Raw genomic sequence first — 12,255 nt, 5'->3', positions numbered from 1 at the left:
TTGCCCTACCTGCCCCGTTGGGGAGATCCAGCTTCACGCCGGTGGCACCTTTGTGGTGCACGTGCCAGGCGACGTCACGCCCGAGCCGGAAGCACCGCCGGATACCACCTACGGCATCGCGAATCTGCATGCCATGTTCTCCACGGACAAGTCGCGGACGGGTACGCGTCAGAGAGAAGGGACCGCCAGATGGCGGCTGATCACGAGGCGCTGAATCTGATTGGTGCCTTCGAAGATCTGGGTGATCTTCGCTTCGCGCATGAGTCGTTCCACCGGGTGGTCGAGCACATAGCCGGCGCCGCCGAGAACCTGCACCGCGTCGGTCGTCACAGCCATGGCGGCATCGGTCGCAACCAGCTTCGCGATGCTGGCCTGGCGGGTGTACGGCCGGCCGCTGTCCTTGCGACGGGCGGCGGCAAGGTACGTCGCACGGGCAGCTTCGGTCTTGGCGGCCATGTCGGCCAGCAGGAATCCGACACCTTGGTGCTCGATGACGGGACGCCCGAACGTCTCACGTTCCCGGGCGTAGGCGACTGCGTACTCCAGCGCGGCCTGGGCGATGCCCACAGCGACTGCTGCGATGCCCAGCCGGCCCGCGTCGAGTGCCGACAGGGCGATCGCCAGTCCCTGGCCGGGGGTTCCGATCAGTCTGTCGGCGGGGAGGGGGACATCCTCGAAGTGCATCTCTGCAGTGGGTGAGCTGCGCAGGCCCATCTTGCGTTCGGGCACTCCGGCGACGAGTCCGGCCGTGTCCGCCTCTACATGGAAGCACGAAATGCCGTTGCGCGGGTCGGACGACGTCCGCAGAAAGACGGTGTAGAAGTCGGCCTGGCCGCCGTGGGTGACCCAGGCCTTGGTGCCCTGCGCCGTCCAGCCGTGCGGTCCCTCGGTGGCCGACGCGCGCAGCGCCGCGGGATCGGACCCGGCATGGGCCTCGGAAAGACTGTAGGCACCCAGCGTGCGCCCGCTCATCATCCGCGGCAGGAGTTCGGCCTGCTGCTCCGGCGTACCGAAGACGGCCACCGGATGGCATGCCAGCGTATGCACGCTCATGCCAACGGCCACGGCCGCCCATCGCGCGGCGATCTCCTCCAGCACCTGGAGATAGACCGTGTAGGGCTGGCCTCCCCCGCCGATGTCCTCGCCGAACGGCAGAGTCAGCAGCCCGACCTCGCCGAGAAGCCGGAAGACATCACGGGGGAAGCGGCCGCTGTCCTCGAAATCGGCTGCCCGCGGGCGCAGTTCCCTCTCGGCGACGTCCTTCACCACTTCCAGTAGCTCATACGCCTCGCGGGACGGCAGTTCGCGTTCTACCTTCACGGCTGGGCTCCCTTCTGCGTCCTCCATGCCTGGAGGGGCACATTCGACAGGCCGGACGCTCGGATGGCAATTAATCCGCTGATACCTTGAGTTGCACGCAATTTTCAGCAACTCTACTGAGTGATACATGCAAATAATCTGCGTGAAGTGAGGTGTGCGCATGTCCAGCCCGGAGCACGTTGACAGCGTCGACACGACGATCATCGACCTGCTGCTACAGGACGGCCGGAGGGCCGTGACAGAGATCGCCGAACAGGTCAGTTTGTCTCCGTCGGCCGTGAAGAGGCGCCTTGACCGCTTGGAACGGCTGGGAGTGATCCTCGGCTACACGGCCTTGCTGGACCACGACAAACTAGGGGCCGGCTTCGAAGCGTTCGTCGAGCTCAGGTTCGCCGGCGATGTGAAGGTTGAGGCCATCACCATGGCCGCCACGAGCGTCACGGAGGTCCTCGAAGTCTTCACTCTGGCTGGGGATGCCGACGCACTGGTCCGCGTGCGTGTGGCCGGAGTCCAGCACCTGCGGGATGTCATCGACCGTCTTCGCCGCTCTGGTCCGGTCATCGGCACCAAGACCCTCATGGTTCTCGGCGCCTGGAGACGTGACGCCTGATCGCGGCAGCGCACGGTCACGGCGGCGCTTGCACCACCTGGCACACCCGCCCTCTCCTCCCCGCCGCCGGGGCGCACATCCAGTGCAGACCGGGAAGGACCGCGACTTTGCCTCGTGGGCGAATTACCTTGTCAGAGAGACAGGCGTATGCGATGCTGCCCGAGTAACCGCGAAGCACGGCGCGGGAAAGGGGACCTCACTCTCCTGCTGTGTGAAGTCGGCGGCCACAGCTGACATCAGGGCAGGCGGAAACGCCTGTGCTCCGTCACGCACGAGCGCACGCTGGACGCCGGAGCACTGCCGCGCCGTTCTCACGTGAGCTGATCACTCGGACTCGGCCGTCACTGCCATCGATCCCGCGCGTCCTGTGAGCCCGGGACCGGCTGGCTACGACTGACGACCGGCCAGTCGTCACCGACGATCCAGGAGCCTCGTACCGCTTCGCCCCGGCGACCAGCACTGCATCGAATCAACGGCGACCGGCCTCGGGACGGTCGGCCTTCCTGTCGATGGCACAGGAGGCGCGGCACACGGGGTGTCTACCGCCCCCTGCTCGGGTGAGCTGCTACTTCAGCACGTGTTCCGGCCGAACCTCCGGCGAGTTCCGGCGCTTGAGCAAGGTGAGTGCCGCGGCGAGGGCCGCGACCGGCAGAAGGAGAGGCAACAGGTTGATCAGCATCGAGTCGCTTCCGGTGATCAAGGAGTAGTGCGCAATGGTCCAGGCCCCGGCTCCGATCAGAGCCAGCGCGGCGATCGAGGGGGCGATCGTGGTGGCCCAGATCGAACCGTGGAGCCGTCCGCTGCTTGACGCCGCGACGACGCTGAGGCTGCACAAGGCCATGAGAGTGATCAGCCCCAGAGACGTCAGCCCGCTGAACGCCGGAACGAGACTGGTGAACGGATCGCTCTCGCCCTCAGTGACTGCGAACGGGGCGATGAGAACGACACTGATCACAATCTGTGCTCCGATGGCCACATGGGGGGCTCCCCTGCTGATGTGGATCCGGGACAGAGAACCGTGCAGAAGGCCGGACCTGCCCGTCGAGTAGAGGTAGCGGGCAGCGAGGTTGTGGAAGGTGAGAGTAGCGCCGAGGAAGCTGACCGCCACGACGAACCCCAGTACCGGTCCGACCCAGTCGCCGAGACGTTCAGTCATCACACGACTCACAAGCGCGGCGGGGTCGGCCTGTGCCATGACGGCGACGTCCTGGAGTTCAGCGACCAGACTCCAGGTAGCACCGGTGAAGATCACAGCCAGCACGACCAGGGACAGGTAGGTTGCACGGGCCACGTCCTTGTGTGAATTCCGGGACTCCTCGGAGAATGCTGCGCTCGCCTCGAACCCGGCGAAGCACAGAAGAATGAAGACGATCGAAAGTCCTGCGTGGCCGTTGAAGACCGCGCTCGGGGAGAACACCTCGGTGCTGTAGCGGCTGCTCGGGTCCAGCAGGATCGCACCGATGAACATGAGGAGCAGCACGAACTGCGCAAAGCAAACGATCGCAGTGACCTTGGCCGTGACACCGATACCGAACAGGCCCAGCACGCCGCTCAGGACAATCACGAGTCCGGCGTACAGCCACCACGGAAGCGTGAGATCAACATAGCTGGTCATGAATATCTGCGTGAAGTATCCGCACACGGCAGCCATCGTGGCCGCTCCGGCGTTGTACATGATGGTCGCGATCATGGCCGCGCCGGCGCCCACCCAACGGCCCAGACCGTGCTCGATGTATGCGTAATAGGCGCCGCTGTTGGCCACCACGCGGGAGATCGCGACGTAGCCGACGGAGAAGACCACCAGGATCGCCGCTACGACGACGATGACGCCGACCGTGCCCTTGCCGGATCCGAGCGCCAAACTCAGTGACAGATTGGCTGACAGCGCGGTCAAAGGCGCGGTTCCGGCTACAACCATGAACAGCATGCCGAACACCCCGATGGTGCCGCGCCTGAGACTGCCGTCGTCCTCCGCGTTGTGCGAAATGGACTGTGCTTCCACGATGACTGCCTTGAGGTTGGGATGGACTGACGCCGGAGCACGGGAGAAGGCCTCGTGTCGAGGCAGGGGCCGGCGGTCAAGGACAAGGGTCCGTCGCTGCGCGAGCGCTACGGATTCGGGCTTGAGCATGACGCTGCGGAGCCAACTCGTCAACCTCATAGGCAAGCAGAATCGCCTGTGGGGCAAAAAATGTGCTGCTGATATGCGCATGGCGCTCGACGACCCGCCGCGGTGAGTTCGCGTGGGTGAGCCCTGGATCCGCGTGCACCGCACAGAAGTGATTGATTCAGTGAGCAGTCCTGACATGCCAGCGCTCGAACTCGCGGACCGGGTCACCCAGGTGCCGCCACGGCCAACTGGTGACTCTTCCGGCCAGAACCCTGAAGACTCGACCGGCTTCGTCGAATCGCTTGGCGGCAATCAGCGCGTAGGCGAGGAGGTTCAAGTCCGCGAGTACCGCGGCATGCTGGAAGAACCCTGGTTCCAGCCACAGTGGGATAGCTCGCCGCAGCGCATGTGCCCCTGAGCCCTCGGTCCAACGATTGGCGGCCACAAGGGCGTCGACGCCACCCCTTGCAAGACTGGTGTGATAGGCGCGCACCTCAGCGGTGAGCTCGAGGCCGGCGCACGGGGCATTGTTCGGCATCTGAGCGCGCGTGGCATCGATGAACTCGAGCAACTGCATCTGCGTGCCCGCCTCATCGGGGGAAATATAGCGAAGCATGCTCAAGTGGGCCTCGCGGTTCCACCTGTCACGCGCAAGTGCTTCGTTCCACGCGTGGAACACGTGACGCTGCGGACGCCCCTCGACCCGCGCCACCTCGAGCAGGACCACCCAGGGCAGGGGGTCTCTCGGACTGATGTCCGCCGCCAGACGACAGGTCCTGATCACCGAAGTTGCATCGTCGAGCCGCTCCGCGCCGCGGCCTTGGGCCAGCCGGGACCATGCATGGAGCAGGAGTGCATCCGGGCTGTGGGGCTCGCGTTCCACCCAGGTGGCCGGCAGGCTGGATGCGGACAGGCGTCGGCCCAGGACGGACACCCGGTGAGCGCGTCGGTCCCAGTCACCCACGTTCTGCCGCAGGAGACTCGACATACGTCCGACGTCCAGATCGGTCCGTCCGACCGAGTTCAGCCCGGTCGGCTCGTCGAGGGCCTTCAAGACTTTACCGAGGGGCTTGTCGTCAAGTTCGGGGGAAAGGCGGGGCCCGCTGCGGCGGCCCGGGAAGAATGGCATGACGCACTTCTGTGGTAGGTGCCGAGGGAGGGCGGAGCTGACCGTCTCGTGTGCAGGTGGTACAGCCCGGCAGGGACCTGCTCGACGTGGTGGAAACGGTCCATTTTGCGCGTACGGTGTTGGTGGAACGGCGTTCTCACCATGTGCGGACTCTTTCCCGCCTCGAAGGGCAAGGAGAGGCTGACGGTCTTCGCGCGGCGGCAGATTGATGTCCGTCCGGCGCACGTCTTCGGGGGCACAACAGCCGTACGGAGCCGATGGCGTGTGTCGATCGTGCGTGAGGCACCATCGGATGTTCGGGGCCCCGCCGGATCCGAAGTGACGCTCCCAGTGTCACTCCAGGATGTCGGGTTCCTGCTCGACAACGAGTTCCGCGAGCAGGTTGAAGTTGTGCCGGGCCATGTTGGCGTTTCCGAACTGACGATGAGCCACGGTCACTTCTTCATCACTCATGATCCTCGGACTACCCGCGGCTTCGGCCAGCAGCTGCATCTGGCAGGCCCGGTCCATGGAGATGAACCACCATGCAGCCTCTTCGACTGACCGACCCACCGTGAGCAGCCCATGGTGACGAAGGATCGCCGCCCTGCTGCCGCCGAGCCGGCCGGCGATCCGCTCGCCCTCGGTCTTCTCCAGCACCAGGCCCTTGTACTCGTCGAAGAGCACATGGTCTCCGGCGAAGGCACAGGCTTCTTGAACGATCGGGGCAAGAGGCTTGTTCAGCGAGGCGAACGCCCGGCCGTGAATCGTGTGGGCATGCGCCACCGCCACCACGTCCGGACGCGCGTCGTGGATGGAGGAGTGGATCCAGAAAGCCGCCTTGTTGGTGCGGCGGGAGCCCTCCACCACGCGGCCCTGCTCGTCGATGAGGAGCAGATCGCTCACACGGATCCTGGAGAAGTGCACCGCGTACGGGTTGACCCAGAATCTGTTCGGGAACTCCGGATCGCGAGCGGTGATGTGCCCGGCGATCCCCTCGTCGAAGCCGTACCGCGCGAAAATGCGAAACGCTGCCGCGAGTTGCTTCTTGCGGTGGTGACGCTCGGACTCCGTCGTGTCCTGCACCTCCGGAAGTTGTTGTATGCCGAGTTCCTCGATGCTGTCCAGATCTACGCCGCCGCTGTCAGCCGAGACGGACATCCGCCCATCCTCCCTGTTCAGTGCATGGTGGGAACGCGGCCAGCGTGCGTCCGAACCACTACCGGAGTCAACCCCTGAGGCAATAGAGCATGCCTTTCAGGCAAAAGCTTAACGGGCGCCTGCTACCCAGCAGTGCAACGTGTTCCTCCCGGTTCCCGGCCCTCCGACGACCCCAAGCCATGACTTCCCGGCCGTCTGCGTACCTGGCCCGTCCGGCCATCACGCGGTCCCGACGCCCTCGTCGCGTCGGCATCCGCGCACCCCGGGAGCCCTTTGACCAGGCAGTCCGTTGGCCCTCACGCGAGCCGGAAGCTTGCCTGCGCAGCGACATGCGTTGCCCACCAGGCATGTATGTTGTGGGCATGGCGCGCGAGGCTGAGCTGGACAGCTGGGTAGGTCACCGGCTGAAGGAACTCCGGGGCGAACGGCGGATCACCCTGACGGCCCTTTCCGAACAGACCGGGATCTCGGTGGCCCATCTGTCCCGCCTGGAGAAGGGACACCGGCAGCCCTCCGTCGGCAGCCTCCTCCAGATCGCCCGCGCGTACGGCGTCTCCCTCAGCGAGCTGATCCAGGAGAAGGCACTCGACGACGACCACCTGGTGCGAGCCGACGAGGCGACGGAGCACACTGGGCAAGAAGGCCGTTACACCGTGTTGAGCGGCCCAGGGTCGACGATCGCAGCCATTCGTCTCGAACTCAAGGTCGGCAAGAGCACCAAGGACGCAAAGCACATCGGCGAGGAGTGGCTGCATGTCCTCGCCGGTGACATCACACTCCGCATCGCAGGCAAAGACATCTTCCTGGGCACCGGCGATTCCATCCACTTCGACTCGTCACAGGTGCACCGGGTGACCAACGAAGGCAAGCGGGCCGCGACCGTACTGGTCGCCTCGACCTCGGCGACCGTACCGATGCACCACCCGCTGCCCCTCCCCAGACTGCGCCGTTAGCGCCTGCACTCCGGACCCTCATGCGCGGCGCCCCGCCGCCACCCCCACCCATACCCCGGGCTCGCCGTTTCCGCAGTCGTCGCGCGGGCCTTCTTGTGCCGCAGTGACCGCGGCGCCACTGATCAGGCCGGGTTCACTGCCACCGCCGTGGGCGCCGCGCCGGGGCAGTCGCAGACCCGGTCGATGGCGACAGCGACCGCCGGGCCGGCCGCGAGCCGCGGGCAGGTGTCGCGCATTGCGCTCCCGGCCGTGACGCGCAGGCGCCTGCACCGCATGCCGCTGCCATGCCCGCGAACATCTCAGGACCCAAACGCCTTCGTCGGCTGTGCGGGCGAGCGGCCGGCACGTCAAGCGTCGGCGTCGGGTGATGGCGGAGTGCAGGCGACTTGGGAAGTCGTGGGACCGGTCTTCGATCAGCTGAAGGGGCGAACATGCCGGTACCGAGTGGAGGTTTCCGGTGCAGTCGACGAGGCAGTCCTTGCCGACCGACTTCTTGCCCGGACGGATCATTCGTCGGCAGTGACGTCGCTGGTCTGCGCGACCGTCAAGTGCAGGCCGTGAACACTCACTCCGGTCCCTGTCCTGCAGATTGCTGAGATGAGTGCTGAGTCCTGGCTGCGGTTTCCTCCGTCAGTGCCAGATGCAGCCGGGACGAAAGGACCAAAGGAGTCGGTCAGCCGCACCATGCGGAAGGAGACCTCAACCGCGCCGTCGGGCCGGTGTAGGAGTCCCATCCTGCCCGACTCCGAAAGCACCCCGGCCCGCAGACACGGCAGAACCGAGAATCGGATTTCACCCTGCAGGCAAGTCAGTTTGCCGCGGAGGTTGACTGGCTGGTGTGGCTGCACAATCCTGACCCCGGGCCCAGCGACACAGGTCACACCGAAGGCAGCGCGCATGACAACTTACGTACTCGTACACGGATCGTGGGCCGGTGGATGGATCTGGGACCGGGTCCGCCCCCTGCTGGAGGAGGCCGGGCACTGCGTAATGAGCCCCACCCTCACAGGGCTCGCCGAGCGGCATCATCTGGCCGGTCCGGAGGTCGGGCTCGACGTACACATTCAGGACATCGTCAAAGTCCTACATGACGAGGACCTGACCAGCGTGATCCTGGTCGGACACAGCTACGGAGGCATGGTGATCACCGGTACTGCCGCGCTCGCCCCCGACGTCATCAGCCAGCTGGTCTACGTCGACGCCTTCGCCCCCGTCACCGGAGACTCGGCCTTCTCGTTGCTGCCCTGGCTTGCCGACCTGTTCGTGGCCGCCGAGGGCGCGCCGGACTGGGAGGTCGAACCTCCGACGCCCGACATACTGGGGGCGGACGAGGAGGGCGCGGCATGGCTGTCCGGCCGGCTGACGTCCATGCCGTTGCCCACCCATACGGAGTCTTTGGGGCCGGGCAGCGAACAGGTGTTGGCGAACAGGCCGGTCACCTACATTCACTGTGCCGGCCAGCCGCTGTTCAACACGATCGCGGCCTCAGCCGAGGAACGCGGCTTCCGCCTTGTCACCTTCCCGGAGACCACACATTCCGAAGTGCTGAGCCGACCGGAGGCACTGGTCCGGGAGCTGCTCGCTCTGGCCTGACCGGTCCAGGCCTTCCGGCACAGAAACGCATAGCTGTCACCGCGCCGCGAACAGGCGTGTCTCACCCGATGAGTGAGCAGTCCACCACCGCCACTTCGAAGAGGAGCCTTGACCATGGTGTTGCGACACAGAAATCCAGACGGACTGCACAACGCGCCGGACCTCATCACCCAGGCCGTCACCGTGGAAGACCTGGGCCTGGTGTATCTGTCCGGGCAGGTCGCGTGGAACGCGGCGGGCGAGGTGGTAGGAGGCGACCACGCCGGGCAGATGGCGCAGATCGTGAAGAACATCGACCTCGCCCTGGCCGCCGCGGGCACCAGCCGCGACCATCTGGTCAAAGAGACCATCTATGTCGTGGGCTACCGTCCCGACCTGGTCACCACCCTCCTCGGGCCGCTGCGGTCCAAGGGAGGAAAGCCACCGGCCAGCAGCCTGATTGGCGTCCAGTCACTGGCTCTGCCTGATTGCCTCGTGGAAGTCGATGTCGTCGCTCGCGTCCCGCCGGCCTGACGTCCGGCCCGGCAGCAGGTCCGGGGGCACATCCGGCTCCTCCGAGCAGCGCTTCCCTCTGCTGTGTGTGACGCGTACTCAGGTGCCCAGCCCGTACCAAGGCGCAGGTCGGTCGGTGACATCACCGGGAGTGCGACCGCACCTTCGGCGATACCAGCATCGGGGATGCCGAATGGGCCCGCGGGGACACTGCGCGGCGCGCTCAGCACTCGCGCCTACTCACCGGCCGCACCGTCGGACGGAGCTCTCCCTCCGAGCAGCGCGTCGAGAGCATACTCGAAGCGGTCGTCGAACGACTGCGCGTCGAAATACGCCAATACCCCGTGCAGGGAGGGATGGGAGGCCTCGGAGATTGCCTCGGAGAGACGGTCGTCGAGCCCCTGATCCTGCGCCGACTGCTCCTCCTGGACCAGCCCGAGAGCGAGATAGACGATCGACCAAGCGGTCCATGCCGCTCGTCGCTCGTCCGCTCCGCCTTCCAGCAGCGCACCGACAAGGGCCTCGGCGTACCGCAGCGTGTGCGGTTCGGCTGAGTAGGTTCCTGCCACGAGCGCTGCGCCGTCGCGGTGGCCGAGCAGGGCCCGGCGGAAGCGACGGGCGAGCTCACGCGAACGTTCGTCCGGGGAGTCAGGCAGGTCACCCAGAGCGATCTCGCCCGTGATCGCGTCAGCCATCAGCTCCAGCAACCGGGTCTTGGTCTTCACATGCCACACCACGGTGTTCATCCGGACGCCGATCCGGTCAGCCACCGCCCGGAGCGACATGGCGTCCAGACCCTTCTCGTCCAGCAGCTCCAGCGCCGCGCGCACCACGGCTCCTGGATCCAGCCGTGAACCCTGTCTGCCGCTCGCTTGCTTATTGGTCACCGACCTAGTTTACTGAGCGCACAATTGGTCACCGACCAAGGAGGAGCGATGAACAACCACGTCGTCGTCGCCGGAGGCGGGCCGGTCGGCCTGTGGCTGGCCGCCGAACTGCGACTGGGCGGGGTGTCCGTCACCGTCCTCGAGGAACGGGCAGAAGTCGACCAACGCTCCAAGGCACTGACCATCCACCCCCGGACCCTTGAGGTGCTGGCCTCCCGGGGCGTGCACGAGGCCTTCCTCACCGAGGGTATGCGGATACCCGGCGGTCATTTCGCCGTGCTGGACAACCGCCTCGACTTCAGCCCGCTCGACACGCCCTTCCCTTTCACCCTCGCCCTGCCCCAAGCCAGAACGGAGGAACTCCTCGAGGCACATGCGTCCGCACTCGGCGCCCACATTCAGCGGCGCCACCGGGTCACCGGCTTCGACGAGCGTCCGGAATCCGTGATCGTGCAGGTGGAAGGCCCTGAGGGGCCGTACGAGGTCGAAGCCGCGTACCTCGTCGGCTGCGACGGCTCCCGCAGTGTTGTCCGCACCTCGGCCGGTATCGAGTTCCCCGGCACCGACTCCACCGTCCTCGGCTGGCTCGGCGACGTGAGTCTCACCAACCCGCCGCCGCCGGGCTTTTCCACCTTCGGGCGAAGCGGTGTACTCATGGTCGTACCTCTGCCGAGCGGCAAGTACCGCCTGGTCGGCGTCACCCCGCGGGATGTCCGCACCGACTGGCCCGGGGACCTCGACCTCGACGAGCTGCGCGCCACGGTCACCAGCATCGCCGGCCAAGACTTCGGCATGCACGATCCCGTGTGGCTCTCACGCTTCGGCAATGCCACCCGGCTCGCCGAGCACTACCGCCGCGGACGGATCCTACTTGCGGGCGACGCAGCGCATCAGCACTTCCCCGCCGGTGGCGTGGGGATGAACGTGGGCATCCAGGACGCTGCCAACCTCGGCTGGAAGCTCGCGGCGATACTCCGGGGCAGCGCCACCGGCAATCTCCTGGACACGTATCACGCCGAACGCCACCCGGTCGGCACAGACCTGGCGGAAGCCAGCCATGCCCAAGTTGCGCTGATGACCGGCTTCACTCCGCAGAACCTGGCCCTGCGCTCACTGCTCGGCAAGATGATCATCGCCGAGCCGTCGTTCTCCAGGGCACTCGCCGAACGTCTCACGGGGCTCGGAGTCAGCTATCCGTCGGCCGACCCCTCGGCTCACCCCCTGATCGGCACCCGCGCCCCCGACCTGTCGTTCGCCAACACAGACAACACCCTGTTCACCTTGCTCCGACCGGCTCGGCACGTCCTGCTGAACCTTACGGGTGAGAACGATCTGCTCGCAGAGCCTACGGCGGCCGACCTCGTCGTCCACACCGACCGCCTGACCGATCCGTCGGGCGAGTGGTCCACCGTGAGAGCCGCACTCATCCGCCCCGACGGGCACGTCGCCTGGATCTCCACCGACCCTGGCATCACGCTGGCCGAGGCCGTTGACCACGCGATCAGTCCTGCCGGCCCAGTCCGAGAGGTCCGGCTCACGCCTTCGGGCACACCGGAGAGCGGTGGCGCGTGACGAAACCCGGTTGCTGATCGGCTTTGCCCGGCACGACGTCCCGGCCGAGACCATGGCATACCGCGAAGTGACGGTCGTGCGTCGGCTGCGAAATGGCGTGGCATCACCAGCTCCGTCACCGCCCATGTAGACAGCTTGTTGAGATGACCTGCTGCGGCATGGCGGAAAGCCTTCCATGGCCGCAGACACAGGGGTCATCCGCTGCTTTGCGAACGTCTGCATCCGAGCGGTTCAAGGTGCCTCAGCGCTACAGGCCCGTGATCCCCAGATTTGCAGACTCACGACAATGACGGGGTGACGGCACGCTCTTTCGAGCGGAACATGCCGCCACTTCTCAAAGTTGATAAATGTTTCGCCCCTGTTGACAGGGTCAATGAATGCAATATAGACGCGATTGTTTCCGGACTCCACACTCCTAACATGGTCGAGGTTCAAGTTCACTAGCCCTG

10 protein-coding genes are annotated in these 12,255 nt (G+C 65.9%); 5 read left to right on the top strand and 5 right to left on the bottom strand.

The annotated features are described in order from the left end of the window. Positions 1–168: 168 nt before the first annotated feature. Positions 169–1,320, bottom strand: coding sequence for an acyl-CoA dehydrogenase family protein (locus ACZ44S_RS33525; RefSeq protein ID WP_466936019.1), 1,152 nt, complete (start codon positions 1,318–1,320; stop codon positions 169–171). Between the two features lie 160 nt (positions 1,321–1,480). Between ACZ44S_RS33525 and ACZ44S_RS33520 the strand changes: the two genes are divergently transcribed. Further along, the gene (locus ACZ44S_RS33520) at positions 1,481–1,930 is read left to right on the top strand and encodes an Lrp/AsnC family transcriptional regulator (RefSeq protein WP_466936016.1); all 450 of its coding nucleotides are present in this window, start codon (positions 1,481–1,483) and stop codon (positions 1,928–1,930) included. 565 nt (positions 1,931–2,495) lie between these two features. Here the strand turns inward: ACZ44S_RS33520 and ACZ44S_RS33515 are convergent. The 3 genes from ACZ44S_RS33515 to ACZ44S_RS33505 all read right to left on the bottom strand — a co-directional run bounded on the left by ACZ44S_RS33515 (position 2,496) and on the right by ACZ44S_RS33505 (position 6,309). Continuing rightward, the gene (locus tag ACZ44S_RS33515; protein ID WP_466936013.1) at positions 2,496–3,932 is read right to left on the bottom strand and encodes an APC family permease; all 1,437 of its coding nucleotides are present in this window, start codon (positions 3,930–3,932) and stop codon (positions 2,496–2,498) included. A 286-nt stretch (positions 3,933–4,218) separates the two neighbouring features. Further along, positions 4,219–5,169, bottom strand: a complete 951-nt coding sequence (locus tag ACZ44S_RS33510) for a hypothetical protein (protein ID WP_466936010.1) — start codon at positions 5,167–5,169, stop codon at positions 4,219–4,221. A 333-nt stretch (positions 5,170–5,502) separates the two neighbouring features. After that, positions 5,503–6,309: a class II aldolase/adducin family protein gene (locus ACZ44S_RS33505; RefSeq protein WP_466936007.1), complete on the bottom strand. Its 807-nt coding sequence runs from the start codon at positions 6,307–6,309 to the stop codon at positions 5,503–5,505. A 362-nt stretch (positions 6,310–6,671) separates the two neighbouring features. Between ACZ44S_RS33505 and ACZ44S_RS33500 the strand changes: the two genes are divergently transcribed. The 3 genes from ACZ44S_RS33500 (at position 6,672) to ACZ44S_RS33490 (ending at position 9,368) form a co-directional block, all read left to right on the top strand. Beyond that, positions 6,672–7,262 carry a helix-turn-helix domain-containing protein gene (locus ACZ44S_RS33500; protein WP_466936005.1) on the top strand — a complete coding sequence of 197 codons (591 nt, stop codon included), beginning with the start codon at positions 6,672–6,674 and terminating at the stop codon, positions 7,260–7,262. Between the two features lie 897 nt (positions 7,263–8,159). Next, positions 8,160–8,855, top strand: a complete 696-nt coding sequence (locus tag ACZ44S_RS33495; protein ID WP_466936002.1) for an alpha/beta fold hydrolase — start codon at positions 8,160–8,162, stop codon at positions 8,853–8,855. A 114-nt stretch (positions 8,856–8,969) separates the two neighbouring features. Beyond that, the gene (locus ACZ44S_RS33490; protein WP_466936000.1) at positions 8,970–9,368 is read left to right on the top strand and encodes a RidA family protein; all 399 of its coding nucleotides are present in this window, start codon (positions 8,970–8,972) and stop codon (positions 9,366–9,368) included. Between the two features lie 215 nt (positions 9,369–9,583). Here ACZ44S_RS33490 and ACZ44S_RS33485 read toward each other — a convergent pair whose 3' ends face one another. After that, positions 9,584–10,234, bottom strand: a complete 651-nt coding sequence (locus tag ACZ44S_RS33485) for a TetR/AcrR family transcriptional regulator C-terminal domain-containing protein (protein ID WP_466935996.1) — start codon at positions 10,232–10,234, stop codon at positions 9,584–9,586. Between the two features lie 48 nt (positions 10,235–10,282). Between ACZ44S_RS33485 and ACZ44S_RS33480 the strand changes: the two genes are divergently transcribed. Continuing rightward, the gene (locus tag ACZ44S_RS33480) at positions 10,283–11,806 is read left to right on the top strand and encodes an FAD-dependent monooxygenase (protein ID WP_466935993.1); all 1,524 of its coding nucleotides are present in this window, start codon (positions 10,283–10,285) and stop codon (positions 11,804–11,806) included. Positions 11,807–12,255 lie beyond the last annotated feature (449 nt).

This window comes from Streptomyces malachitofuscus (assembly GCF_055571035.1).
The sequence above is the reverse complement of the archived record's forward strand: the minus strand, read 5'-3'. Positions and strand labels throughout refer to the sequence as shown.